Source organism: Hymenobacter fodinae, from assembly GCF_004745825.1.
Lineage (GTDB): Bacteria > Bacteroidota > Bacteroidia > Cytophagales > Hymenobacteraceae > Hymenobacter > Hymenobacter fodinae.
Window position 1 is genome coordinate 785,438 of sequence record NZ_SRLA01000003.1, and the last position, 25,065, is coordinate 810,502.

The window sequence follows — 25,065 nt, forward strand, 5'->3', positions numbered from 1 at the left end:
AAAAACCTGTACCTTATGGGGCGTAGCGCGCATATCCGCCTACCCAGGCTTATTAGCTTCAGGCTTGCCCATGCCGTTTTCTACCACCTGCGCGCCTAAAGGGCGGGTTTCCTGCCCGGAGTTTGCCCTCCTAATTGCCTCCCACCTCCGGGAGCTGGAGAGCCGTCCAGAAGTCAGGCCCAATCACCGGGCACTCTTGGCCGTGTTGCGCCAACAGCTTACGGAGCAGCAGCCACAGCTCTCCACAGCAGCGGCCAGTGGCCTAGCCTGCTAGAGCGAGTACCCGCCGGAAGCCTCCAGGCGCTGCGCATTCACCCAGCGCGCCGCCTCAGAGCACAGAAAGACTACTACGCCACCAATATCCTCGGGCTCGCCAATCCGGCCCAGCGCCGTCTGCCCCGACATGTAGGCCTCTAGCTCTGGGTGCTGCTCACGGACGGCCTTGGTGAAATCGGTTTTGATGATGCCCGGCGCCACCAAGTTGGCCCGAATGCCGCGGCTTCCCAGCTCCTTAGCCAGGTACTTGGTGAAGATTTCAATGGCTCCCTTCATGGAGGCGTAGGCCGCATAGCCGGGAGTAGTAAACCGCGTTAGCCCCGTCGATAAGTTGACGATACCGCCGCCATCGGCCAGTAAGGGCAGCAGCGTTTGCGTCAGGAAGAACACTCCCTTAAAGTGCACATTTAGCAAACGGTCGAAGTTCTCCTCCGTGGTTTGAGCGAAGGGGGCTGCTGCATCAATTCCGGCGTTGTTAATCAGAAAATCGAAGGTGCTGCGGCCCCACTGCTCCTGTAGCTGCTGGCCCAGCGTTTCGGCAAACCCAGCAAACGATGCTACCTGCCCAGCATCGAGCTGCAACGCCACGGCCTTGCGGCCCAGGGCTACTACCTGGCCTACTACGGCCTGGGCTTCGGCCTGCTGGCTATGGTAGGTCAGAATAACGTCGTGGCCGGCCTGTGCCAGTTGCAAGGCCATTTCTTTTCCCAGGCCGCGGCTGCCGCCGGTTATCAGGGCTATCTTGTTTGTGCTCATTTGGTAAAGGGTTATCGTGAGAGCACAAAGGTTGGGCCCCTGCCGCGGGAAGTTCTGGTGACTGTTACAGATTAAATGGTGAGCATTTCCGATGTTGCCCCCCGCAGTTCGGCCCAGGCGGCCTCGCGGTACTGTTTTGGTGTTTGTCCGTCTGCGAAGCGCTTAAAGAACTTCGTGAAGTTGGAAGGATCATAGGTGAGGCGGGCCGCTATTTCCGCCACGGGGGCCGGGGTATCGCGCAACAAGCGCTGGGCCAAGGCCAAGATCCGGACCTCGAAATGGGTGCACGGTGAGTGCCCGGTGGTGAGCTTGATGGTGTTGCTGAGGTGGGTAGGATGCACGTGCAGCCGGTCCGCAAAGTCCCGGATTTCCAGCATTTCCGTGACTAGGCCAGCTTCCAGGTCAGCCAGGTGGTTGTCTATTTCGCGCAGGAAATCAGTGGTTATCTCGTGCTGGCGGGCGAGAAGCTTTTTAGGTATAAGAGTAGCCATCGGAACGTTGTTTTAGCAGAGGACGAATACCGGGGCAAAGTACTTTATCTGCGCTGGCGATACCGCCCCTCTTGCATGGCCTAGGCCACTGTAAGCAGAAGCTACCCGATGCTTACTGCCTTAGCTCTACACAACAGATACGTGCGGTACCTGTGGGCTGGCTGCGGAGTTGGCAACAGTGGCCTAGCCCCAACAACAATTGCCCCACCAGCTATGCGCGGGTAGGGCAACAGACAGGGTGTAGCTGTAAGGATCTGAACGTGGCTATCGGGTTTCAGGGCCGGGGAGCGGGCGGTTAACGGCGCTGAGTCGGTAGTCAATTTTAGGCATCCGAGAAGCAGGCAGCTTAGTACCCTGAGCCGAGCGGCTGAAGTAGTAAGAGCCCCCAAAACAACCAATAACCAGCAAGAGCATCCGGACCCAGGCAAGCAGCGTTCTGATATACATGGTGTTACTTGAAAGTTAGTGTTTGCGCCGCCCAGTGGTGGCCTGGAGGGTGAAAACCACGTCTTGCTGCTGGCCGGGCGTTTGCAGAAACAGGGCTTGCTGCTTGTAGCCCTCATAGCCGCAGCTCAGGCCCACGGGGCTGGCATCGGGGAGGGTAATATTGAAATTGCCCGCCGAGTTAGTCACCGTAACTTGTTGGGTAGTGCCACTCACCCAAATGGTAGCTCCGGCCAGGGGCAACCCGTTGCGGCCCTTTACGCCACCACGCAGCGTGATAGGAACATCAACCGGAGTGGCAGAGCAGGGCACCGCTACCATAGGCCGCACGGGCGCCAAACTACGGGTTGCTTTTTGCGGAGCCGCCTTACGAACGACGGGCTTGTGCCTAGCAGCCTGCTGCGTAACAGGGTTAGGAGCGGCTAGGCCTGCTACCGTGGGCATCAGGCAGAGCGCCCACACGCGCAGAGAAGAAGTAATAAAAGGCATAGAAAGCTGAAAAGTCAGAGACAACAGAAACCTAGTATTCGCTGGGCGGCTACTTAGTGCTACCCGCCAATAGGTGCGCAATGGGTTGGCGCTCTTCCAGCCACCGAAACGTGCTGTACTGGCCCGGCGTCAGGATGCGCAGCATGTCTGCGTCGTACTGCTGTAGTACCTGCGCCACGGGGAGCAAGGCCCCCTGTTGTTTCTGCTCCGGCACGGTGGGGTCCAGCTGTTGCAGCTTCCGGTAGGTTACAGTTCGTACTTCGGCGGCCTGTTGTTGCGTGAGCCGGAGCACATCGGTGAAGTAACACGTCAGCTGCAAGGCTCGGTTTCGCACCTGCTGTTTATGAGCCGAAGCGGTGGGCTCATCAGCCAAAGAAGGGCGTGGAGCTGCCAGCGCTGTGCTACCCAGAACTACAAGACCAATGAACGTGAGGTATACATTCTTCATGGCAATAGGGGAGTGTGAGGTGAGAGCGAGATTGTACTTCAAACCTAAGCCACTCCTGAACCCCGTGCCGGAGAACTAGCCTAACTGCGGCATACTGGCTGTGAGCAGTCCTGTTTTCTCTCCGAAAGAAGCTATCTAACTTCTTTGATAAGCATATAACCGATATCAAATTAATTATATTTATAACTACCAGTCTTTATCCCATTTTGAGACAAAATTTATCAACCGATTGATAGGCAACAAATAAATCTATCTCATAAAGAAACATACCCTCAGCACCTAGTACCTTAGCTCAACAATACTCTACTCACCTGTTGCATGCCGCTCTCCCCGCTTACGTGTGTCGTGGTCGACGACAACGAGATTAACCGCCTTACCCTCGAACACCTCATTGCGCTTACGCCTGACTTAGAACTAGCCGCTTCCCTTAGCGGCGGGGTTGAAGCCCTAAACTACTTCCGCCAAGGGGGCCAGGCCGATATCCTGTTCCTGGACATTGAGATGCCCCTTCTCTCGGGGCTCGATTTGCCGCGGCTGCTACCTACGCCGGCCCCGGCCATCATCATGGTAACCACCCACCGCGACTTTGCCGTGGATGCCTTTGCCCTGCAGGCGTTGGACTACTTGGTGAAACCCGTCACGCTTGAGCGCTTCGGCCAGGCACTGGCGCGCGTGCGAGAACAGCGCCTAGCCGCTCAGCCGCAACCCACCCATTCCATTCCGGCTACTCCGGCACCCGAGCCTGATACCAACTTGTTTGTGAAGGTGGGCACGCGCATGCTGCGGATAAACTTCAGTGAGGTGCTTTACATTGAAGCGCTATCCACGTACTCGGTGCTGGTGACAAAAGCGCAGAAACACATTGTGTACCTAACGCTGAAGGCCTTACAGGAACGGCTGCCCTTCGCCCATTTTGTGCGGGTACACCGGAGCTACATCGTGAATACCGCCCTGATTGAAGCCGTGCAGGACAATATGCTTAAGCTTGGCAGCCACGAAATCCCGGTTGGCAAGTCATATCAGGAAGAGTTCTTCCGCAACCTGCGAGGCCTTTAGTCTCCAGCTCTACTCAGCAAGGAACAGGGGCGGCCAGACGAATAATGTCGGGCCGCCCCTGCGAATGAAGTTTGGTAGGCCTATCCTCTTTGATCCAATTAGCGCTGGGTCTCTTCCGTAGGCAACTCAATGGGTAACTCTACCAGAGCGCGTTGCACCTGGCTTATCACCTGGGTTACGGCCCGCTGAATGGCTGGCAGTTCCTTTTCGGCGCTGGTGGGGGCGCGTTCCAGCTGCTGCACGGCCTCAGTAACATCTACTATGCCCAAGGCATCGAGGCTGGGCTTGATGTGGTGCGCCACACCCGCCGCTTGCTTCCAGTCGGCAGCGGCGGCGGCGGCTTCCAGCTTGGCCAAGCTTTGGGGCATGTTGCTCAGGAAGGAGCGAATGATTTTGCTCACGAAGGCCGAGTGCCCTTGCGCCATTTCGTGCAGCTTACTCAGGTTATAACTCCTGACCACTGGTGCCGGTTGCTCGGTGGGGCGCAACAGCCACTCCAGTTCCCGGTAGAGGGCGCCTTCCTCAAATGGTTTCGTCAGGCAGGCATCCATACCGGCCGCCAGGTACCGCTCATTATCGGCCCGAAAGGCATTGGCCGTAAGCGCCAGAATAGGCACATTCGCCTTGGCCGCGTCCGGCAGCTTCCGAATGATAGCAGTAGCCTCTAGGCCACTCATACCGGGCATTTGAATGTCCATGAGCACCACATCGTAGGCATTAACGCTGTACAAGGCCAGCCCCGCCGGACCGTTTTCAGCCTCGTCTACCATCATGCCCCACTCTTCCAGCAGCAGCCGGGCCACGTGGCGGTTAATTTCGTTGTCTTCCACTAGCAGCACACGGCGGCCCTGCAACGCACCGGCGTCGAAGGGTGCGGGGGTAGCTGCAGCCGCCACGGCCGTGGTGCGGGGCAACGTCAGCTCGAATGAAAAGCGGCTCCCCTGCCCTACCGCACTTTCCAGCCGCAGCTGGCCACCTAACTGCTCTACCAGTGCTTTTGAGATGCTCAGGCCCAAGCCCGTGCCTCCAAAGCGTCGGGTAGTGTCGGCGTAGGCCTGGGTGAAACCCTCAAAGATGCGGGCTTGAAAGGCGGGCGCAATGCCAATGCCGGTGTCTGCCACAATCAGCTCCACGGTAAGCGTCTCTTGCGTTTCAGCAATCTGCCGGCTGATTACCGTGATGCGTCCGCCCGGCGGCGTGAACTTGATGGCGTTGCCCACCAGATTAATCAGAATCTGGTTGATGCGGTACGGGTCGCCGAGCACCCACGGGTGGGGGCAAGAGTTGCGCAGGGGCGTTCCTTCTACCTCCAGCCCCTTCTCTATGGCTTGGTGCACCAACGGCTGCAGAGCCTGCCCCATGGAGTCGCAGAGGTTAAAAGGAGCCTGCTCAAACTCCAGCTTGCCCGAGGTAATCTTGGCCATGTCCAGCACATCATTGATAATGCTGAGCAGGTGCTGGCCCGAGCTGCGGATAATGCGCAGAAACTCCTGCTGACGCGCATCCAGCGGGGTTTTGCTGAGCTGAGTGGCCATGCCCATCACGCCGTTCATCGGCGTTCTGATTTCGTGGCTCATGTTGGCCAGGAAGTTCTCCCGGGAGCGTACGGCCGCCTCCGCTTCATCCTTGGCCCGTTTCAGCTCTTGCTCAGCCAGAACCCGGTCGGTAATGTCTTGGCCGTAGCCAATCACGTAGGCTGGTCGGCCGCCGTCTTCCTTTACTAAATAGTTCTGGTATAGAACGTAGCGCACCTCGTCATGGCCAAATGGTATTTCTACCACTCCCCGGTTTTCGCCATCGCGGGCAATAGCGGTGAGGTAATGGCCTAACTTGGCTTGCTGTGCCGGCAATAGAGCTTCTTGCAGGTAGCGGCCCGGCAACGACTCGGCCGGCAAGCCCATGAACTGCGCCACGGCGGGGTTCACCGACAGCACCTTGCCGCTAAGATCATGGGTGCAGATGAGAGCCTGCGAGTACTGCATCAGGTCGCGGTACTGCTTCTCGTTGTGCTCCAACGTCTGCTGAGCCTTTTTAAGGGCGGTGATGTCGGTGCTGACCACCAGCACGTGTAGGCTGCCGTCGGGCAGGCGCAGGGGGCGCTTCACGGCCTGAAACCAGAGCACCTCTCCGCTGTAGAGAGTGACGGAAGACTCGTAGGTGTACTGCTCGCCAGTGCTCAGCACATGGGCATCTGTTTCAGCGTAGCGGGCCATTTCGCGCGCCTGCACGCTGTTGGGATCCAGTGGGGAGTTGTCCTGCAAATGAGCCGACAAGCTCCGCAGCGCCTCGGTAGCCCGGTTCTGAAACAGAACAGCGCCCTTCGCGTCGCGCACAAAAATGACGCTGGGGCTGGTATCAAGCACCAGCTGAATAAACTGCTGCTGCTCCTGCAGTTCGCGCCGGGCGGTTTCTTCGCGGGTAGTGTTAGTAAGGACCAGCAACTGGCTGGCATCACGGAGGGCTACCAAACGAGCGTTGTGGTAGGTAACTGTACCGTCGGGGTGGGTTAACTCAAACGCCTCTTCCTGCACTTCTGACTGAGGTGGCCCGCTAACCAGCTGCATCAGGCGGTGCGCCACCGTGGGCGGCAGCAGCTCGGCGAGGGCAGCGCCCTCCAGTTCCTGGCCAGGGTGGCCTAGGGGCGTGCTGCCGGGCTTGGCTTCTTGCACGCGCCCCTCGGCATCGAGCACCAGAATGGTATCGGGCAGGGCTGAAAACAAGGCCCGCATCTTGGCTTCGTTGGCACTAGTGCGGTTTTCTGCTTCCCGCCGCAGCGTGATATCGGAGCCGTACCCAATTACACTCTCAACAGCCCCAGCTTCATCAAATATGGGCTGATAGTGCCGCATAGCATATTGCTTGGCCCCGCTGGGAAGCTCCACTTCTTCCTCCCATACCGTCATGCGGCGCTCTTGCACGGCTAGGGCAAATTGCCGCTGGCGGTTTTCGGCAATGGCCGCCGGCCAGCCTTGGGTAGCGGTAAAAGCCGCCACCCCCTGGCCTAGCAACTGCTCCCGAGCGGCCAAGCTGGGTAAAGCAAAGGCATTGAGGTAACGGTAGCGCTGCTCCAGGTCAAACACGGCAATCTGGCTGGGCATCCGGTCGAGGATGGTTTCGTAGAAGGCGCGCTGCTCGGCCAGCTGTTGCTCTACCTGCACCCGGGCCGTGATGTTGACGAGGTAAATATTCACGTACCCCTCGGCCGGAAAGGGCACCACAAAGGCTGTGTGCTGCTGCCGGGCCACGGCCACGTCTACCTCCGTAACCGTTCCGGCGGCCAGGGCCTCGGCGGCCATCCGATGAATCTGGGCAAACATCTGTTGCCGTTCTTCTTCGGGCAGGGGCTCGTAGAGTTGGTGGGCGGCGGGGTTAGCAAAGGATAGCTCTCCCGCTGGCCCCACCCGGAAAATAGGGTTGATGTTCTCGTGCGGAATGCTGGCTACCCGTTGTAGCTCCTGCAGCTGGCGGTGCTGCCCGGTAATTTCGCGCAGGCAAATGTGCAGGTTGGCGAGCGGGGCATTTTTCTCCCCTTCTTGCGCAACCTCTTGCAAAAGCACGGCGCCACTTGTAAGCACTACGGTTTCGCTACGCACAGTTCCTCCGAGCTGCCAGCTGCCTTCTAACACTGCTGGCTCCGTTACGCGCAAGGCCAGCTCGGGTAGCAGCTCCGTTGCCAGGTGGCCTAGCCAGCGGCTAGCAGGCGAGGGCAAGCCATAAAGCGTGCAAAATTGGTCGTTGAGCAGGATAATGATACCCACCTCGTTGGTGAGGAGCCAGCCGGTTTGCCCGTGCGCCGTTAGCTGGCCTAGCTGCCGGCTGAGCGCATCAGAAGTGGTAGTGGCGAGCTGCAATGCCCGCTCTAACTCCGCAATCCGCTGGTGAGCTTGCTGGATATCCGAGGGCATTTGGGGCGGAAATTCCATAGGAACGAGTGAGTGGAACCCGAAAATACGGTGCAATCAGCGAAATAGTAGCAGGCTCATTTGATAACCGCTGGGTGGGGCGGCATCGGGCAACTGTCTTGCTCTTACCGGCGGTGCTTGGCTAATGTGTTACTTGCTATGGGCAGCTAGGCCACTGAGCACTTACAAGGCGCAGAAACCTTGTTGCACAGCCACGCAATCCGTACTCTAGCTGAACCCTTGCAGTGCCATGTGGCCTATCGCCACTGGTGGCCTTCGTTTGAATTACGTAACTTAGCTTTATGAGCAAGCCCCAGACCCTCGAAGACTTTTACCGGAACAAAATTCATTGGATGCCCGAAAACCTGCAGCAGGATATTGGGCATTTCAACGTATTCCGGCTCGATGACTTCGTGGGCCCGAAAGCCGGCCACTTGCCCTACAGCCGCAAAGACTTTTACAAAATCACGCTGGTTTCAGGGCGGAGCAACTACCACTACGCCGACAAAACCGTGGAAATACGGGGTCACGCGCTGCTGTTTGCTAACCCTATGGTGCCCTACGACTGGGAGCCCCTCAACGACCAGATCACGGGCTACTTCTGCATTTTCACGGAGGCCTTCTTGCAGCGCCACTTGGCGGGTACCCTGGAATTGCCCATGTTCAAACCAGGTGGGCAGCCGCTCTACACACTTCGTGATGAGCAGCTTCCGGCCGTTCGGCAGCTTTTTGAGAAGATGTTTGCTGAGATAGAGTCAGACTATGCCTTTAAGTATGACCTGCTGCGCAACTATGTGTTCGAACTAGTACACAGTGCCCTGAAGCTGCAGCCGGCCACTTCGCTCTACCAAGAGGCCAACGCCGCTACCCGCATTGCCTCGTTGTTTACGGAGTTGCTGGAGCGCCAATTCCCAATCGAAACGCCTGGGCAGCAGGTGCGGCTGCGCAGTGCCAATGATTTTGCCAGGCATCTGGCCGTCCACGTCAACCACCTGAACCGGGCTTTAAAGGAGGTAACCGGCAAAACCACCACCCAGCTCATTGCCGAGCGACTGGTGCAGGAGGCCCACGCCCTGCTTAAGCACACGCCCTGGAACGTAGCAGAAATTAGCTATTGCCTGGGCTTCGAGGAGCCCGCTCATTTCAACAACTTCTTCAAGAAGCGGGCCGGCACAACGCCTACCGCCGTGCGGGTTGTTTGATTTTCGCAAGCATCGGTTTGATTGTGGCAAGCCCCCCGGCCTAGGCCTGCTCTAGTTTTGCACTGTACTAACAGCGCATGCAATGAGCAACTCTCAGATTTGGTTTGTTACCGGCGCCTCACAGGGTCTAGGCCTGTGCCTGGCGCAGCAGCTTCTGCAGGCCGGCCACCGCGTGGCGGCCACTTCCCGCACCCTCACAAGCCTAACCCAGGCCCTTGGCAATGCCTCTGCCAACTTCCTGCCCCTGCAAACTGACCTGACCAGTGAGGCCAGCGTGCAGCAAGCCGTGGCGCAGGCGGTGGCCACGTTCGGGAGGATTGATGTAGTGGTGAATAACGCCGGCTACGGCATTGGGGGCAGCATTGAGGAGCTGACGGATGCCGAGACCCGGCAAGCCTTTGATGTGAATGTATTTGGCGGGCTGAACGTGATTCGGCAGGTGCTGCCCCACATGCGGACGGCCCACAAGGGGCACATTATCAATATCTCGTCTATTGCGGGTATCTCGGCGGCTACCGGCTGGGCCATTTATGCGGCTACCAAGTTTGCGGTCGAGGGCTTTTCGGAGGTGCTAGCGCAAGATGTGGCCTCGATGGGCATTAAAGTTACCGTAGTGGCGCCGGGCGCCTTCCGCACCAACTTCCTGACGCAAGAATCATTGGTGCTGGCCGAGCAGCCGCTAGTGGCTTACCAAGAGGTGCGCGCTTCCCACGAGAAATACCGGCAGATGAATGGCGCTCAGATCGGGGACCCCGAAAAAGCCGCCGCGGCCATCATTCAGGTTGCCCAGGAGTCTAACCCGCCCCTGCACCTGCTGCTAGGCCAGGATGCCTACAACCGCGCCATCCGCAAGCTAGACACGTTCCGCGAGGAAATTGAGGCCTGGAAGCCTCTGACCCTTTCCACCAACTTCGAGGGGTAGCTCACCCAATGTTACCATTTGGTTTCCGGGTACGGTAAAATCCAGGTTGGTGCGTCTGTCTTTTTAGTTGTCCACCTTTTTACGCCCTGTTCTTATGCTGTACTTATTCGGGAGCCTCGCTCTACACGACTCTTTGTCCTATCACGAAAATCACCAAAACGATGACCACCAACAAGATTTGGTTTGTGACCGGCGCCTCGAAAGGCCTCGGCCTGACCCTCGTCCGGAAACTCCTGGCCCAAGGCTATGCCGTGGCCGCTACCTCCCGCAACCTGACGGAGTTGCAGCAAGCCGTGCCGCATAACCCCAACGGCCGCTTTCTACCCTTGCACATGGACCTTAGCAGCGAGGAAAGTGTGCGGCAGGCTATTGCCACCACCATCAGTACCCTGGGTGGGCTTGATGTAGTAGTGAACAATGCGGGCTACGGCCAAGTGGGTGGCCTAGAAGAAATTACCGACCAGGAGGTTCGGCAGAACTTTGAGGTAAACGTGTTTGGGCTACTGAACGTGATTCGGCAGGCTACACCCCACCTGCGTGCGCAAGGCTCAGGCTACGTGTTCAATATTTCTTCCGTAGGCGGCTACACGGGTGCCTTTCCGGGCTGGGGAATCTACTGCGCTACCAAGTTTGCAGTGGCTGGCCTCACCGAGTCGTACGCGGCCGAGATGCAGGAGTTTGGCGTGCATGCCACAGTAGTATACCCAGGTTATTTCCGCACCGATTTCCTGACGGCCGGCTCCCTGAGCATTCCCAAGCAGCCAATTGAGGCCTACCAATCAGTGCGCGACTCGCAGGCCCAGCACCAAGAGCAGATCAACGGCAACCAACCCGGCGACCCCGAAAAGGCCGTAGACCTGCTGATCCAGGTTAGTGAAACGGCTACTCCTCCCCTCCACTTGTTTCTGGGGGAAGATGCCTACCATTTAGCTGAGCAGAAGATGCAGGCCGTGCAAAAAGACCTCCGTGCGTGGGAGGCTGCTTCAACGGCTACGGCCTTCTCCGCGTAGCCTCTTTCCCTGGCAATCCTCGTTAAAAAGGCCCGCGGCATAGCTGCGGGCCTTTTTTGTTCGTATTCTAACTGCTAACCCCGTTCTTTTGTAGTTCGGTAGTGCGTTAAGCTCTTACTGTGGCATCGGTTACGGGCTCCTGCTCACGGGTGAGGAGCGTACTCAGACGCTTGCAGTAGGCTTGGTGTGCGCTGCCTTTAGGCCTGGCATCCACTCATTTACTTGTCTGCTTTTGCGAATAGCTGCTCTACTCCTGCTCTTACTGCTTTCTACCGAGGCCTTTTGTCAGGGCACTTATCGCCGAGCCGTTGCCAAGTCAGGTGATGGTGTGCAGACGCTGCTGCTGCGTTACGGTTTGAACTCTAGGCCGTATGTGCAACAGTTTAGGCAGCTGAACCGCAAAAATCTAACGGCCAAGGGTGGCCTAGTGGCAGGCAGAAGATACCTCTTACCAAACCCTAGCCCCAAACGCACTACTGCCACAAAACGCTCGACCACAGGTGCCAAAGCAGGCACTTCGCACGGCATCAGCACCACGCCGCTGCTACCCTCAGCCCTGTTTGGCTCGGCCTATTCGCCGGTTCCCGTCCGCGACCGGGCGCTGGGGGGAGCGGTGTACTATCTCTCCCCTGGCCACGGCGGCCCCGACCCCGGTGCTATTGGCACCTACGGCACCCACAAGCTGGCCGAGGATGAGTACGCCTACGATGTTACTATTCGGCTAGCCCGAGTGCTGAAGGAGCACGGCGCCACGGTGTACATGATGGTGCAGGACCCCAACGATGGTATCCGCGACGAGGCCATCCTGAAAATGGACCATGACGAAATCGGCTACCCCAACCAAGTCATTCCGCTCAGCCAAGTGTATCGCCTGCGCAAGCGCATTGCTGAAGTCAACCGCCTACAGGCTCGTCACAAAGGGGCCTACCAGCGCCTCATTGCCCTGCACGTAGATAGCCGTAGCGCCGGCCAGAATATCGACGTATTCTTCTACCATCACCCGGGTAATGCCATGGGCTTACGACTGGCCAAAAACATTCACAAAGTGTTTACGGCCCGCTACAAGCGCGCCCAGCCCAATCGGCCCTACTCTGGCAACGTCTCGGAGCGGGGCACTCTGTTTGAGGTGCGCAACAGCCGCGCCCCCGCTGTGTTCATGGAGCTGGGAAACATCCGCAACCAAAAAGACCAGCGTCGCTTCCTAGTCCCCGATAACCGCCAGGCCCTGGCCAACTGGATTTACGAAGGCCTGCTGGCAGATTACACAGGCAGATAAGCAAAGAGGTGGCCTAGTGGCTCTATCATTGAATACAGGTCAGCTAGGCCACCTATTTACTGTATCACCGCATCACGGGTTCATCAGCAAGTAGAGCAGATTGTGGTAAAGAATGCCCTGCTCTCCATCGTGAATGCCATCTAGGCCAGCGTCTTCCAGTAGGGCTTCTACCTCTTCGTAATCCGTCAGAAAATCTATTTCTGGTTCCTCTTCATCTGGCAACATGGTGTGCACCAGGTAGCGCCGCTTAGGCTCAAGCGTGATGAACAACTTCCGGTAGCGAGTCTGCGCGATCAGCAAGGCATCGTAGGAGGTAATGGTTTCCTCGTCGGTGTGCAGGTAAATAACCGTTTTCTCGCTCTCGGGCGTGTGTTGCAGGAAGCTGGCAAGGTCGAGGGGCATGGTGAAGCAGGCAGATGTGAGGGATGGGCGAAGGTACGTAGTGGCTGCCTAGAACTGACTCCGTTCTTATAGCCTACTTTATCTCCAATTAGGCAGCCGACTAGATAGGCCTAGCCGAAAATATATCCCTGCCCGACGGGTGCATGCAACGTTTGTCGGCCGAAGCATCTCCTTAAATAGTGCTGCCTTCCGCCGTAGCACCGTTTCAAGTATTGTCTCTACTCTTTACTACTATTTCTATGCGCTTTTTGTACGTAGCTCTCATTTGCGCCGCAGCTTTAGTTAGTAGCTGTGAAGACCCTGGGTCTTCTGCAGCGCCAAATGATCCATCAGTTGCTCCCGATGCCAACTTGCTTACTACCGGCCGTATCCGGATGCGGGCGTTGGAGTCTGGCTCGGGCTCTGGGCGTCAGTTGCAGCTTCTATTCCAGGATGAAGGCAACTACCCTTGCGCAAACTACAAGCTGAATACCACTTACGAGCAAGCGAACAAGCAAGTCAAACTCGCCTTTACCGGAATCACGAAGCCAAGCGGCATTTGCCTCACGGCTATCGGGCCAGCTCGCTCAGCAGTAGATGTTTCCACCTTGCCCATTGGCAAGTACCAGCTGTTATTTGATGTTGGAGGCCGCAGCACTTCTGGTACGCTGGAAATACAGAATACCCAACTGAAGCTGTCTTCCAACGACCCTAGTTTAGTGGAAGTACTCATTCCAGAGATACACTTTACGCCCAAGAATATCATCTGGGGGTACGCTACCACCATGCTGCCACAAGCGCAGGCTTCCGTAGAAGTGTTGCGCGACTCCTTGCAGCGACTTGGGGCCACGCCTATCACGCTGCCAGCCGGGGTATATTCGCCGTTTACTATTGCGGCTAACGGCCTGCCGGAGCCCCCGCAGGTTTCTGCAGGTGCACGGGCTCTGCTGCTCTTGGCCAATTACTCAGGCTCTCCTGAGCGCATACAGGCCTACGTGAAGCGCGCCAACGCCGCTACGCCGGGGCTTAACCTGTGGATCAATACTTCGGGAATTTAATGTAACTCGACTTATCTGTAGGCTTTGCAGAATGCACACCCCCATCGCAGCACAGTCTATTTGATACAAGAGTTACTTTCCCATGCCATGTAGTTAGCCTTAACATGAGCGTAAAGACCGCAGGGGTTGATGCTCGATTTATGGCAAGCATTTGAAGCATCAAGGTTGCCGAATGAGGTGTGTAGCAAAAAGAGAATAAAATTTTCTTAGTAAGTAATCCCATCAAATATTGGGACCATGAAATTTGAGTACCGCTTCTTGAGTGAATTCATGACTGAATTTTTAGTCAAGTGCCCTAATTGTGATTCAAAAGGAGTAGTAGCTACGTCATTCAAGGATACTTGGCAAGCATCTTTTATATGTATTACCTGTTCATCACATAGGCTTTGGAGTGGCAATTCTAGTTCATTTGTAACAGCACACTCAAACTATGACCAGTACGATGGTATTCTCTCTGGTCCTGCTGTAGACTGCTTTTTTCGATATCCCCTTTGGTATCAGGCAGAATACAAAGGCAATGTGCTTTATGCCTATAATTTAGTTCATCTAAACTGGCTTAGGCTGTACTTAGAAGCTAAGCTGCGCGAGCGGGTTCAAACACTAAATGGATGGAGTAATCAAAGTCTACAAAGCAGGATTCCCCAATGGATGTTAATTGCGAAGAACAGGGCTGCTATAATTAAGAAGATTAAGGCTTTAGAAAGGAAATAGCTTAGACTAGAAAAAACTGCTTCATATAAAAAGCCCGCCGCTGAGTACAGCGGCGGGCTTTTATTAAACTCTGAATTAGCAAAAACTGGTATAACCCCGTGGCAAACACCAGCAATCCTACGATGGTATTGAGTTATAAAATAGCCAACCTAGCGTTTGGCGCTCCTTGGCTACTGAAATCTCCAAATCACTATTTTGCCTTTTGCAGCATTGAGGGTGATTTCAAGTTCTGGATTGACAATAAGTTGATTCTACAAGAGCCGAGTTGGAATATTGGTGAACTAGCAGTTCAGTTGGCTGCTTGGCTCCAATTAGGGCTACAAGGCGACTTTCATTATCAGTGCATGGATGCTGAAGAACAAAACTTATTTACGTTTCAACATCAGGGATCTAGCTTTCAATTTATTTCAGAGTGGGCTACAGACAGCACGTACAGGCTTATCACTGAAGAGGCCCTTACTGCTTTTATCAGTCAATACAGAATTGACGTCAAAAATCGAATCATGAATGATTTGGGGTACGACTCCGGTTCTTACTTAGGCAAATAGGAATATAGCTCGAATAAAAAAAGCCCGCCGCTGAATATCAGCGGCGGGCTTTTTTTATTATCTGTAGGCAAAAATTACTGGCCTAGCACCATGGCAAACACCAGCGGCGCTACGATGGTAGCATCCGACTCGATGATGTACTTGGGCGTATCCTGGCCTAGCTTGCCCCAGGTGATTTTCTCGTTGGGCACGGCACCGGAATACGAGCCATACGAGGTGGTCGAGTCCGAAATCTGGCAGAAGTAGCCCCACAGCGGCACTGAGGTGCGCTGCAGATCCTGGTGCAACATGGGCACTACGCAGATCGGGAAGTCGCCGGCAATGCCGCCACCAATCTGGAAGAAGCCTACTTTGCTTTCCTCGGTAGCCTGGTTGGTGTACCAGTCGGCCAGGTAAATCATGTACTCAATGCCCGTGCGTACGGTGTGCACGTTCTTAATGTCGCCGCTGATAACGTGGCCCGCGAAGATGTTGCCCAACGTGGAGTCTTCCCAACCGGGGCAGATGATGGGCAGGTTTTTCTCAGCGGCAGCCAGCATCCAGGAGTCCTTGGGGTCAATCTGGTAGTACTGCTCCAGCTCACCCGACTTCAGGATCTGGTAGAAGAACTCGTGGGGGAAGTACCGCTCACCGGCCTGGTCGGCCTTTTCCCAGAACTTCAGTACCGAGTGCTCCAGGCGGCGCATAGCCTCCTCTTCTGGAATGCAGGTATCAGTTACGCGGTTCATGTGGCGCTCTAACAGAGCCTGCTCGTCGGCGGCCGTCAGGTCGCGGTAGTTGGGTACCCGCTCGTAGAAGTCGTGGGCTACCAGGTTAAAGATATCCTCTTCCAGGTTGGCACCGGTGCAGCTGATGATTTGCACCTTGTCCTGACGGATCAACTCGGCCAGCTGGATGCCCATTTCGGCGGTGCTCATGGCGCCAGCCAGGGTAATCATCATCTTGCCACCTTCCGCAAGGTGCTTGTTGTAGCCTTCGGCGGCATCAATCAGAGCAGCGGCGTTGAAGTGGCGGTAGTGGTGCTTGAGGAAGTTCGTTACGTTCATTGAGTCGTGTGTTCTGTACTTATGGGTGTCAGTGTTCTATCAAAAAAAAGGCTGGAATCGTTCAATCAGGTTGCCCTATATCGAAGATTCTGAATAGCGTGCTATTGCGGCTGGGTTGCTCACAAAAACAGGCCTAGGACTGAAGCTGAGCAGCTGCGCTTTGTTTCAGAATGTACTCTAGTAGCTGCTCCGGGTTTAGGTCGACACCGCTAAGGTTGATAGACAACGGCGTAAAGCCCAGGGCCGCGTTAGCCCCCGCCAGCTTCCGTTTCAGCGGCGACAATCGGCTCAGGTAGGCCTGTTCATCGCGCACGTGCAAGCAGACGAAGTTCTCCTGATTTATGGACCGCACGTAGGCGTCCGTGATGTCGGTCCAGGGGATGAGGCCTACGCCCAACGTGCGGTCCAGAATGCCCTCATCGGTGATGCGTAGCCGCGGGCGGGTATCCAAGAACTGCCAAGCACCCACCGCCGCACCGGCTCCGAAGAAGACAATGGTTATCAGCCCAAGCCCCCAGTTGCCTTTGGTCACGATCATAAACACCCCCATGGCTACAAAAGCAAGCGCACCCAGGGTTAGGAGAGCATGCCGCTTACGCGAGTTGTAGTAAATCAGGTCTTCGGTCATGACGCAAGAGTGGCCTAGCGGGGCTCTTCAATCATCAGGTTGTGGTTGGTGTAGATGCAGATGTCGGCGGCAATGTGCAGGGCATCTTCTACCATCTGGCGGGCCGTGAGGTGGGGCGCGTGCTTCTTGAGGGCCAGCGCGGCGGCCTGCGCGTACATAGCCCCGGACCCGATGGCAGCCACGTCGGAGTCGGGCTCCAGCACGTCGCCGGTGCCAGCAATAATGAGGAGCTCATCTTTGTCGGCCACTACCATCATGGCTTCCAGCTTGCGCAGGTACTGGTCTTTGCGCCACTCCTTGGCCAGTTCAATGGCCGCGCGGCGCAGTTGCCCACCGTAGCCGTTGAGCTTCTCTTCAAACTTATCGAGCAGCATGAAAGCGTCGGCGGTGGAGCCGGCAAAACCGGTTACTACTTTGCCATCCTGCAGCTTACGCACTTTGCGCACATTGCTCTTGGCCACGTGCTTGTCCATGGTGGCCTGGCCATCGGCGCCGAGGGCAATTTCGCCGTTGTGGCGCACGCCCAGCACGGTAGTGGAACGGATTCTCATAGGGAAGTCAGAAATAGTACACCCTGCTTTTTCAACAGGAAGGCGCAAAGCTACGGGAATCCGGCGGCAACGCCCAGCAGAAGTAACGGTATGGGTTAGCAGCTAAAAGCTAGTAGCTAGTTCCCCTCCTCAGATGAGGAGGGGTTAGGGGCGGTTGACTTGGCCTAGAACGACAAAAAAGAACATCATGTCGAGCTTGGCGAGACAATTTGCGTGCTGATGATGCCACACTAAACCAATCTAATAGCGCGTCATCCTGAGCAGCGCGAAGGATCTTATCAGGCGTGAACGACAGGCCTAGCGCCTCGTGCTGTCGTGGTAAGATCCTTCGCGTTGCTCAGGATGACGTGCGGGAGTAAATCGAACAACGATTATCAACCACCCCTGACCCCTCCTCATCTGATGAGGGGAACCAGCTCTAGCTTTCGTTCGCCTTCTTTCAAGAACACGCTAGGCCACTTATTGCACTGCGTTGCGGGGGTCAGCCATGGGCTTCATTTCGTAGTTCTGCGGGGGCTCGGCACCAGCTAGGTGCTGCACGAAGTAGTCCCAGCGGCGGCGCATCATGTAGGGGCCATAGGCTCCGAAGCCGTGACGGGCATTGGGGAATACTACTAGGTCGTAGCTCTTGTTGGCGCGGGTGAGGGCTTCCACTACCAGCCAGGTGTTGTAAGGCGGCACGTTATCGTCCATCAGGCCGTGAGCCAGCATAAGCTTGCCCTGCAGGTTTTTGGCGAAAGTGGCGTTGGCCTGGTTGTCGTAGTTGGTGGTGCCGTCGGGGTTGGTTTTGAGCAGGCCGATGTAGCGCTCCGCCCAATCGTCCTCGTAGTTGCGGTTTTCGTGGTTACCCGACTCTGAAATGCCCACTTTGAAGAACTCGGGGTAGCGGAACATGGCGGCGGCCGTAGCGTAGCCCCCACCCGAGTGCCCCCAGATGCCGACCCGGTTCACATCCATATATGGATGCTTCTGGGCCAGCTGCTTGATGCCGGTTATCTGGTCGGATAGCGTGTTTTCGGCCATGTTGCCGTAGCAGGCATCGTGGTAGCTCTTGGAGCGCAGGGGGTTGCAGCTACCCTCAATCACTACTACCACAAAGCCCAACTCAGCTAAGGCTTGGTGGTCACTACGGCCGGCGCTAAACGACCAGCTGCCGACGCCCCCACCCTGCGGGCCGGGATAGATGTAGTCGATAACCGGATACTTTTTGCTGGCATCGAGGGTAGTCGGCGTAAACATCAGCCCGTACAGGTCGGTCTGCCCGTCAGCGGCTTTCACCGTGATAGATGTGGGCGCCTTCCAGCCAGTGGCAGTGAGGCGTGAAATGTCGGTTTTCTCCAGCGTTGACAGCAGCTTGCCCTCAGCCGAGCACAGTACCGTCTGGCCGGGCTTGTCGGGCTGGGAGTAGGTGTCGATGAAATACTGGCCCGAGGGCGAGAGGGTAACCTGGTGGTTGCCCGGCTCAGGGGTAAGCAGTTTGAGGTTTTTGCCGTCTAGCCCAATGCGGTAGAGGTGGGTGAAGTAGGGGTTGCCCGGCTCCCGGCCATCGGCTAAGAAATACAGCTCCCGCTTCTGCTCATCCACGCGCAGCAGCTTGGTCACTACCCAGTTGCCCTTGGTAATCTGGCGCTTTACTTTGCCGGTGCCGGCATCGTAGAGGTACAAGTGGCCCCAGTTGTCGCGCTCCGAGTACCAGATGATTTCCTTGGTTTTGGGCAGGTAGCGCCAGTTGATGGCGCCCTGTCCCGACTCGTACTGCGTGGCCACGGTTTCTGTAAACACGTCGCGCACGGTACCGGTAGTAGCGTCAGCAATGCGGAATTTCTCCTCTTTGTGGTCGCGCGAGGTTGAAACGAAAGCCAGCTCCCGGGTATCGGAGCTCCAGTCTACGTCGTCGAAGGTGCCGCTGCTGGAAATGTCGTCAGAAAGGGTGCCGCGGTGCGGGTCGGGGGCCATCTGGAAACGCACCACCTTGGCCGGGTTCACCTCGATTACCACCCGCTCAATCATAGCAATGTCCTTGTCACCGGGCAGGGGATACTTCCAGCTATCCAGGCGGGGGTGGCCTACGTTGGTGGTCACCAGGTACATGTTGCCCACGTTGCGCTGGTCTTGGCGGAAGGTGGCAATCTTACGTGAGTCGGGCGACCAGCGCAGCACTGGCGCGTCGCTGTGGGTCCAGCCGGCGTTATCGGTGGCGTAGCCATAGTCCTTAGTGCCGTCGGTGGTGAGTTGGGTGAGCTGGTTGGTATCGGTGTTGCGCACCCACAGGTTGTCGTCCTTGATGAAAGCAGCCAGCTTCCCGTCCGGCGACACCACCTCGTTGCCAGCATTGGCAGAGGGCTTGGCCGGTGAGGTGTCGGGGGTTAGTTGCCCGCTACCCACATCATACTTCCAAGCTTTGCCGGCGGCGGCAAACGCAATGGTTTTCCCATCGGCGGAGTACGAAAGATCCCGGAAAGGCAGTCGGTTAGCCTCGTAGGTTTTGCCACTTGCCGACGACAGTGCAGCGGCCAGCTTGGCTTGGTCGAAAGCTACGGTGCGGGTTTTGCGGGCCGGGTCTACCAGCACGTATTCGCTGCCCCGGGCCGTGAGTACCCGGTACCAGAACCGGTCGTTGGGTAGCCAATTCGGCTGCACGGCGCTGCCATCTATCAGAGGCTGGGTGTTGTAGCTCAGAAAGCGTTCAGCCCGGGTGTAATCCTGGGCGGTAAGAACGGGCCGCTGTTGAGCAGAGGCATGGGCCGGAGCCAACCATACCGCCACCGAAAGGGCCAGTAGATACTTGTGCATAAAGTGTAGAGAAGGGTGGTACAACCGCCTAGTTCTGACGGTGACGGAAGGTAGCACACATTCTGCGCACTGCATATGGGTGGCCTTTTGGATGTACTCCCAAAAACTCCACAACCAGCAACTAGGCCACTACCCAAAACGCCAAACGTCATGCTGAGCGCAGCCGAAGCATCTCTACCTCTGGCTAACCACTGGCCTAGAGAGGCGGTAGAGATGCTTCGACTTCGCTCAGCATGACGTTCAATTACCCTATCCCTTATCAGAAGCGGGCCTGCAGCTTGGCAAAGTAGAACCGCCCATTTGAGCCCATCTGCACGGGGTCCCAGGCACCGCCCGTCTCCGTCAGCTGCGGATTGAACAGCGTGGGGTACCGGTTAAACACGTTGGCACTGCCCACAATCAGCTGCAAGTGATTGGTGAGGGCATAGTTCAGGGTCAGGTCGGTGGTGATGCGGCTGTCATACTTCATCGGGTCACCATTCCAATCGATGAGGGTAATCTTATCGAAGCGCACAAAGCGTACCAGCGCCCCAAATCGGCCCAGTTGGTAATCAAACGTCAGGTTGATTTTGGACGGTGGCGCCGAGGCTTTCACGAAAGCCTGCTCGCGCGCCCCAAAGAATTCCTCTTCCCGACCCGTGAGGCGACCCGAGGTCTGTACTCGATCAATGCGCAGCTTGTTGAAGTTGGCAGCCAGCGTAGAGTTCAGACGGCCGGTTCCGAGGGGGAGCGTGTGGTTCAAGACCACGTCTAGGCCTAGTGACCTGGTATCGGCAGCATTAGCAAAGAACTGCGCCTGGTCAACATTCAAGGCTTGTAGATCTGCGCCAATTACGGGGTCATCGGCGGAGAACTGGCTGGTGAGTACTACGCGGTCTTTCACCTTAATGTAGTAGCCATCCAGGGTCAGACTAAGGGAGGAACCAATGCGGCTGGTTAGTCCTACGTTGGCGCTGTTGGACGTTTCCTGCTTGAGGCTCGGGATGCCTAGCTTCTGCGTCACGGCGCTGTTGTTGCGAGCCAGGAGCACTTCCACCGGCGTACCGTTCACGAAGTTGGTGAAGGTGGAATTGAAGTTGACTTGGGCCAGTGAGGGCGCCCGGAAGCCAGTGCTATAGGTACCGCGCAAGGTCAGGAACTCGGTGAGGTTGTAGCGCGTGGACACCTTGTAGTTGAGCGTGCTGCCAAAGTCGGAGTAATGCTCATAGCGCAACGCCCCCGCCAGTAGCCAGCGCTGGGTTATGCTTAGCTCGGCATCCACGTAGGCCGCCAGGTTGTCGCGGTGGGCCTTAATGGCGTCGCTGGGCTGGAAGCCGGGGAAGCCCTGAGAGCCACCGGACACATCGGGGTTGTAGTTGCGGTACGACGCTTCTTCGCCCGGGAACAGCGAGTACCACTCGCGGCGCCACTCGCCGCCGGCCGCCACGTTGAGGCCCTGCAGTACGGTTTTATAATTACGCGTGAGGCCTAGGTTTACCACGTTCTGTTGCAGCTGAAAACCACCAGCGTTAAACGACGTGGGCGAACTGGCTCCAAGTGAGGCATTCAACGTATTGCGCACCCCGTACTCAAAGCGGTTAGAGCCGAAGTTGTTGCTCAAATCTAGCTCCCAGCCGCCCAGCGCCGTGCGTAGGCCTGCCACCGCCGAGGCATCCACAATATCACTGGTGATAATGGGGTCGAAGCCGTTGGGGTAAATGCTCGGCACGTTTCGGTCATCATCGGCAAATCGCGTCCAGGCGTAGGAGTCGCCCTTACGCTTGTTGGCGCCCCCAAATACGTACACGTACGACTTATCGCTGAGGGCAAATCGAGAGTTCAGGTAGCCCGAGAGGTTACTGATTTCAGGGTCGCCGTACTCGCGGCGGGCCAGGCCATCGGGAGCCGGCACGTTGGCGCGCTGGGTATGCTCCCGGCTATTGTAGTCGACGGTGGCATTCACGAAGCTGCCCCGCTCGCCTAGGCCTATGCCGTAGTTCAGATTGGCGTTGAAGTTGCCACCATCAAACTTCTGGTCGTCGCGGCGGTATTTGGCGTCGTAGGCGCCGTAGTTCACATTGGCGGTCAGCTCCTTCACGGAGCTTTTCAGCACGATGTTGATGACGCCGGCAATGGCATCGGAGCCGTACTGGGCCGCCGCTCCGTCGCGCAGAATCTCAATGCGCTCAATGCTGGCGGCGGGTATCACGTTCAGGTCGGTGCCGGTGTTGCCGCGGCCCCGGGTACCAAACAGGTTCACCAGCGCCGACTGGTGCTGCCGCTTGCCGTTCACTAGTACCAGCGTTTGGTCGGGCCCTAGGCCACGTAGGGTGGCGGGGTCTACGTGGTCGGCCCCATCGGAGCCAGTTTGGCGGTTGGAGTTGAACGAGGGCGCTACAAATTGCAGCAACTGATTCACATCAAGCTGCCCGGTTTTGGTGGTCACTTCCCGCAGGTCAATGATATCCACTGGCGAAGGCGAATCCGTGACGGAGCGGTTCTGGCTGCGCGAACCTACCACCTGCACCTCCCCTAGGCCAGTAGAAGCATCGGCCAGCCGAATGCTCACTTCCCCACCATCAGCGGTTATTTCCTGGCTGGCATACCCAATGGAGCTGACTTGCAGCCGCGGGTTGGCCGAGCGGGTGCGGAGGGTAAAACGGCCGTCGTTGCCGGTAGCCGTACCGTTGTTTGTTCCCTTCTCAACTACTGTGGCGCCAATAACTGGCTTGCCTGCACTGTCTAGCACTTGTCCGCTTAACGCTTGCCCCTGTGCGAAAGCAGTTGCGCTAACCAGGCACAATGTTGCTGCTAGTAGATTCTGCTTCATACCTCTTACTCGATTGAACAATTAACAATCGGGTGCCGCCGGCGTAGCTCCCACTGTCGGTAAGTATAGGGGTTTTGTGATAAAGTCCTGCGATTAGGAGGGCAGCACAACCAACCGTCATGTCGAGCTTGGCGAGACATCTCGCGTGGTGTCATTGGGTTAGCATTGCAACCTCAGCGCGCGAGATGTCTCGACAAGCTCGACATAACAGGCTGAAGATGATCATATTTTCCCCTAGGCCACATGCTCAACAGCCAACAAAAAAGCCGACCCTGATGGGCCGGCTTTCCTGTTACTACTTTACTTAATGCGCTTAGATGAGCATACGCAGCGGATCTTCCAGCAGGCTCTTCAGCGTCTGCAGGAAGGCGGCGCCGGTAGCACCGTCTACTACGCGGTGGTCGCAGGAGAGCGTCACCTTCATCACGTTGCCGATGGCCAACTGACCGTCTTTAACCACGGCAGTCTGCTTGATGCCACCTACTGCCAAGATACAAGCATCCGGCGGGTTGATGATGGCGGTAAACTCCTCGATGCCGAACATACCCAGGTTGGAGATGGTGAAGGTGCTACCCTCCCACTCGGCGGGCTGTAGCTTCTTGCTCTTGGCCTTGCCAGCCAGCTCTTTCACCTCAGTGGCAATCTGCGACATGCCTTTGCCGTCGGCGTTGCGCACTACGGGCACCAGCAGACCTTCGTCCACGGCTACGGCCACGCCAATGTTTACCACCTTGTTCTGGCGGATCTTGTCGCCGAGCCACGAGGAGTTGATGGCGGGGTGCTGCTTCAGGGCTACGGCCGAGGCTTTGATCACCATGTCGTTGAAGCTGAGCTTCACCGGCGACAAGGCGTTGAGCTGGGTCCGAACTTCCATGGCGCGGTCCATCAGGATTTCCATCGTCAGATAGAAGTGCGGGGCCGTGAAGAGGCTTTCCGACAGACGGCGGGCAATCACCTTACGCATCTGTGATACCGGGGTATCGGTGTACGTACCCTCGGCTGCGGCGGGAGCAGCCGTTGGGGCCGGGGCGGCTTTTGGTTGCTCGGGCAGGGCAGCCTGGATGTACTCCGACTGCACGGCAGCGGGCTGGGCTGGCTGCGAAGGAGCGGCGGCTGGTTGCGCGGCCGGAGCGGCGGCGCCCGGCTGAGCGTTTTCCAGGTCGCGGGAAACGATGCGGCCGTTTTCACCCGAGCCCTTGATGGTGCTCAGGTCAATGCCTTTGTCTTTGGCGATGCTCTTAGCCAGCGGCGAAGCGAAGATGCGGCCACCGTTCTGGGCGGGAGCAGCTTCTGCAGCCGCGGGAGCCGGAGCCGAGGCAGTGGCCGAAGCAGGAGCGGCTTCAGCCGCAGCCGGAGCAGCACTGCCACCCGACTGACCACCGAGCAGGGCCTGTACGTCGGCGCCTTCTTCCCCGATGATGGCCAGTACGCCGTCAACGGGAATAGCTTCGCCTTCTTTCGGACCGATATAGAGTAGGGTACCGTCTTCGTAGTTGTCCAGCTCCATGGTCGCCTTATCGGTTTCCACTTCCGCCAGAATATCACCCGACTTCACCTTGTCGCCTACTTTCTTGAGCCAGGCCGCAATAGTGCCTTCCGTCATCGTGTCGCTCATTTTGGGCATCCGGATGATGGTGGCTTTTTTGCCGTTGCCGGCGGGAGCGGCCGGTGCCGCGGGGGCTGGCGCTGGGGCGGCAGCTGCAGGAGCTGGCGCAGCAGGTGCGGGAGCCGGAGCAGGTGCCGGGGCTGGCGCGGCTTCAGCTTTGGGTGCTTCGGCAGCTGGTGCAGGGGCGGCACCACCGCCATTCAGCAGCGCCGAAATGTCTTCACCTTCTTTCCCTACGATGGCCAGCAGACCATCAACGGGTACTGCGTCTCCTTCTTTCGGACCGATGTGCAGAAGGGTGCCGTCTTCGTAATTTTCGAGTTCCATCGTGGCTTTGTCGGTTTCAACTTCCGCCAGGATATCCCCTGATTTCACTTTATCGCCTACTTTTTTGAGCCACGAGGCAATGACCCCTTCGGTCATTGTGTCGCTCATTTTGGGCATTTTTATGAGTTCGGCCATCTGCTTCTTCGGTTGGAATTGAGTGGGGCCAAAATTAGCCCGAAAATCCGGGGGTGCAAACTAAAGGCGTTCTTCTGGCTATAGGCCTAGAACAGCGAATTTTCGCACTCCTGTTTATTGATTTACTGTGTGCTTTTTACGGCTTGAGTCGATTTTCATTTTCAGCCTTGCATACTGGCCTAGCCATGGTACTTTTTGTC

Annotated in this window: 21 protein-coding genes; 8 read left to right on the forward strand and 13 right to left on the reverse strand. The window is 57.0% G+C overall.

Annotated features, from left to right (window positions below; translation table 11 throughout):
• Positions 1–70 precede the first annotated feature (70 nt).
• Positions 71–274 (forward strand): hypothetical protein, encoded by a 204-nt coding sequence (locus EU556_RS17145; RefSeq protein ID WP_135435337.1) that lies wholly within the window; start codon positions 71–73, stop codon positions 272–274.
• Here the strand turns inward: EU556_RS17145 and EU556_RS17150 are convergent.
• The 5 genes from EU556_RS17150 to EU556_RS17170 all read right to left on the reverse strand — a co-directional run bounded on the left by EU556_RS17150 (position 271) and on the right by EU556_RS17170 (position 2,904).
• Positions 271–1,032 (reverse strand): SDR family NAD(P)-dependent oxidoreductase, encoded by a 762-nt coding sequence (locus tag EU556_RS17150; protein ID WP_135435338.1) that lies wholly within the window; start codon positions 1,030–1,032, stop codon positions 271–273. The two genes, EU556_RS17145 and EU556_RS17150, sit on opposite strands and share 4 nt — an antisense overlap.
• Before the next feature lie 71 nt (positions 1,033–1,103).
• Positions 1,104–1,523 carry a helix-turn-helix transcriptional regulator gene (locus EU556_RS17155; RefSeq protein ID WP_135435339.1) on the reverse strand — a complete coding sequence of 140 codons (420 nt, stop codon included), beginning with the start codon at positions 1,521–1,523 and terminating at the stop codon, positions 1,104–1,106.
• 264 nt (positions 1,524–1,787) lie between these two features.
• Positions 1,788–1,970 carry a hypothetical protein gene (locus EU556_RS17160; RefSeq protein WP_135435340.1) on the reverse strand — a complete coding sequence of 61 codons (183 nt, stop codon included), beginning with the start codon at positions 1,968–1,970 and terminating at the stop codon, positions 1,788–1,790.
• A 15-nt stretch (positions 1,971–1,985) separates the two neighbouring features.
• Entirely contained in the window at positions 1,986–2,456 is a 471-nt protein-coding gene (locus EU556_RS17165; protein WP_135435341.1) for a carboxypeptidase regulatory-like domain-containing protein, read from the reverse strand.
• A 49-nt stretch (positions 2,457–2,505) separates the two neighbouring features.
• Entirely contained in the window at positions 2,506–2,904 is a 399-nt protein-coding gene (locus tag EU556_RS17170; protein WP_135435342.1) for a hypothetical protein, read from the reverse strand.
• Between the two features lie 318 nt (positions 2,905–3,222).
• Here EU556_RS17170 and EU556_RS17175 point away from each other — a divergent pair, with 318 nt between their 5' ends.
• Positions 3,223–3,960, forward strand: coding sequence for a LytR/AlgR family response regulator transcription factor (locus EU556_RS17175; RefSeq protein WP_135435343.1), 738 nt, complete (start codon positions 3,223–3,225; stop codon positions 3,958–3,960).
• A 98-nt stretch (positions 3,961–4,058) separates the two neighbouring features.
• On the opposite strand, the gene EU556_RS17180 is transcribed toward EU556_RS17175, so the two are convergent.
• The gene (locus EU556_RS17180; RefSeq protein ID WP_135435344.1) at positions 4,059–7,883 is read right to left on the reverse strand and encodes a PAS domain-containing hybrid sensor histidine kinase/response regulator; all 3,825 of its coding nucleotides are present in this window, start codon (positions 7,881–7,883) and stop codon (positions 4,059–4,061) included.
• Between the two features lie 281 nt (positions 7,884–8,164).
• Here EU556_RS17180 and EU556_RS17185 point away from each other — a divergent pair, with 281 nt between their 5' ends.
• The 4 genes from EU556_RS17185 to EU556_RS17200 all read left to right on the forward strand — a co-directional run bounded on the left by EU556_RS17185 (position 8,165) and on the right by EU556_RS17200 (position 12,272).
• Positions 8,165–9,064 carry a helix-turn-helix domain-containing protein gene (locus EU556_RS17185; protein WP_135435345.1) on the forward strand — a complete coding sequence of 300 codons (900 nt, stop codon included), beginning with the start codon at positions 8,165–8,167 and terminating at the stop codon, positions 9,062–9,064.
• A gap of 82 nt (positions 9,065–9,146) precedes the next feature.
• Entirely contained in the window at positions 9,147–9,986 is an 840-nt protein-coding gene (locus tag EU556_RS17190; RefSeq protein WP_135435346.1) for an oxidoreductase, read from the forward strand.
• A gap of 161 nt (positions 9,987–10,147) precedes the next feature.
• A complete protein-coding gene (locus EU556_RS17195) occupies positions 10,148–10,996 on the forward strand; it encodes an SDR family oxidoreductase (protein WP_135435347.1) in 849 nt (282 codons plus the stop codon).
• A 373-nt stretch (positions 10,997–11,369) separates the two neighbouring features.
• The gene (locus EU556_RS17200) at positions 11,370–12,272 is read left to right on the forward strand and encodes an N-acetylmuramoyl-L-alanine amidase family protein (protein WP_245327751.1); all 903 of its coding nucleotides are present in this window, start codon (positions 11,370–11,372) and stop codon (positions 12,270–12,272) included.
• A gap of 72 nt (positions 12,273–12,344) precedes the next feature.
• Here EU556_RS17200 and EU556_RS17205 read toward each other — a convergent pair whose 3' ends face one another.
• Complete coding sequence (locus tag EU556_RS17205) at positions 12,345–12,674, reverse strand: hypothetical protein (RefSeq protein ID WP_135435348.1); 330 nt, start codon at positions 12,672–12,674, stop codon at positions 12,345–12,347.
• A 239-nt stretch (positions 12,675–12,913) separates the two neighbouring features.
• Here EU556_RS17205 and EU556_RS17210 point away from each other — a divergent pair, with 239 nt between their 5' ends.
• The gene (locus tag EU556_RS17210; protein WP_135435349.1) at positions 12,914–13,711 is read left to right on the forward strand and encodes a hypothetical protein; all 798 of its coding nucleotides are present in this window, start codon (positions 12,914–12,916) and stop codon (positions 13,709–13,711) included.
• An 809-nt stretch (positions 13,712–14,520) separates the two neighbouring features.
• Positions 14,521–14,970 carry a DUF7878 domain-containing protein gene (locus EU556_RS17215; protein WP_135435350.1) on the forward strand — a complete coding sequence of 150 codons (450 nt, stop codon included), beginning with the start codon at positions 14,521–14,523 and terminating at the stop codon, positions 14,968–14,970.
• Between the two features lie 74 nt (positions 14,971–15,044).
• Here EU556_RS17215 and EU556_RS17220 read toward each other — a convergent pair whose 3' ends face one another.
• From EU556_RS17220 to EU556_RS17245, 6 genes are all read right to left on the reverse strand, one after another.
• Positions 15,045–16,016, reverse strand: a complete 972-nt coding sequence (locus EU556_RS17220; protein WP_135435351.1) for a deoxyhypusine synthase family protein — start codon at positions 16,014–16,016, stop codon at positions 15,045–15,047.
• Between the two features lie 133 nt (positions 16,017–16,149).
• The gene (locus EU556_RS17225; protein ID WP_135435352.1) at positions 16,150–16,644 is read right to left on the reverse strand and encodes an STM3941 family protein; all 495 of its coding nucleotides are present in this window, start codon (positions 16,642–16,644) and stop codon (positions 16,150–16,152) included.
• Between the two features lie 14 nt (positions 16,645–16,658).
• Entirely contained in the window at positions 16,659–17,195 is a 537-nt protein-coding gene (gene hslV, locus EU556_RS17230; protein ID WP_135435353.1) for an ATP-dependent protease subunit HslV, read from the reverse strand.
• 459 nt (positions 17,196–17,654) lie between these two features.
• Positions 17,655–19,988 (reverse strand): S9 family peptidase, encoded by a 2,334-nt coding sequence (locus EU556_RS17235; RefSeq protein ID WP_135435354.1) that lies wholly within the window; start codon positions 19,986–19,988, stop codon positions 17,655–17,657.
• A 259-nt stretch (positions 19,989–20,247) separates the two neighbouring features.
• Entirely contained in the window at positions 20,248–22,797 is a 2,550-nt protein-coding gene (locus EU556_RS17240; protein ID WP_135435355.1) for a TonB-dependent receptor, read from the reverse strand.
• Between the two features lie 313 nt (positions 22,798–23,110).
• Positions 23,111–24,865, reverse strand: coding sequence for a pyruvate dehydrogenase complex dihydrolipoamide acetyltransferase (locus tag EU556_RS17245; protein ID WP_135435356.1), 1,755 nt, complete (start codon positions 24,863–24,865; stop codon positions 23,111–23,113).
• Between the last annotated feature and the right edge of the window lie 200 nt (positions 24,866–25,065).

Bases quoted from the DNA above. Each gene is read 5' to 3' on its own strand.
- hslV (WP_135435353.1), bottom strand. From the start codon at position 17,195: ATGAGAATCCGTTCCACTACCGTGCTGGGCGTGCGCCACAACGGCGAA.
- EU556_RS17165 (WP_135435341.1), bottom strand. From the start codon at position 2,456: ATGCCTTTTATTACTTCTTCTCTGCGCGTGTGGGCGCTCTGCCTGATG.
- EU556_RS17180 (WP_135435344.1), bottom strand. From the start codon at position 7,883: ATGGAATTTCCGCCCCAAATGCCCTCGGATATCCAGCAAGCTCACCAG.
- EU556_RS17150 (WP_135435338.1), bottom strand. From the start codon at position 1,032: ATGAGCACAAACAAGATAGCCCTGATAACCGGCGGCAGCCGCGGCCTG.
- EU556_RS17190 (WP_135435346.1), top strand. From the start codon at position 9,147: ATGAGCAACTCTCAGATTTGGTTTGTTACCGGCGCCTCACAGGGTCTA.
- EU556_RS17175 (WP_135435343.1), top strand. From the start codon at position 3,223: ATGCCGCTCTCCCCGCTTACGTGTGTCGTGGTCGACGACAACGAGATT.
- EU556_RS17155 (WP_135435339.1), bottom strand. From the start codon at position 1,523: ATGGCTACTCTTATACCTAAAAAGCTTCTCGCCCGCCAGCACGAGATA.
- EU556_RS17185 (WP_135435345.1), top strand. From the start codon at position 8,165: ATGAGCAAGCCCCAGACCCTCGAAGACTTTTACCGGAACAAAATTCAT.
- EU556_RS17205 (WP_135435348.1), bottom strand. From the start codon at position 12,674: ATGCCCCTCGACCTTGCCAGCTTCCTGCAACACACGCCCGAGAGCGAG.
- EU556_RS17145 (WP_135435337.1), top strand. From the start codon at position 71: ATGCCGTTTTCTACCACCTGCGCGCCTAAAGGGCGGGTTTCCTGCCCG.
- EU556_RS17160 (WP_135435340.1), bottom strand. From the start codon at position 1,970: ATGTATATCAGAACGCTGCTTGCCTGGGTCCGGATGCTCTTGCTGGTT.
- EU556_RS17245 (WP_135435356.1), bottom strand. From the start codon at position 24,865: ATGGCCGAACTCATAAAAATGCCCAAAATGAGCGACACAATGACCGAA.
- EU556_RS17170 (WP_135435342.1), bottom strand. From the start codon at position 2,904: ATGAAGAATGTATACCTCACGTTCATTGGTCTTGTAGTTCTGGGTAGC.
- EU556_RS17195 (WP_135435347.1), top strand. From the start codon at position 10,148: ATGACCACCAACAAGATTTGGTTTGTGACCGGCGCCTCGAAAGGCCTC.
- EU556_RS17240 (WP_135435355.1), bottom strand. From the start codon at position 22,797: ATGAAGCAGAATCTACTAGCAGCAACATTGTGCCTGGTTAGCGCAACT.
- EU556_RS17235 (WP_135435354.1), bottom strand. From the start codon at position 19,988: ATGCACAAGTATCTACTGGCCCTTTCGGTGGCGGTATGGTTGGCTCCG.
- EU556_RS17210 (WP_135435349.1), top strand. From the start codon at position 12,914: ATGCGCTTTTTGTACGTAGCTCTCATTTGCGCCGCAGCTTTAGTTAGT.
- EU556_RS17220 (WP_135435351.1), bottom strand. From the start codon at position 16,016: ATGAACGTAACGAACTTCCTCAAGCACCACTACCGCCACTTCAACGCC.
- EU556_RS17225 (WP_135435352.1), bottom strand. From the start codon at position 16,644: ATGACCGAAGACCTGATTTACTACAACTCGCGTAAGCGGCATGCTCTC.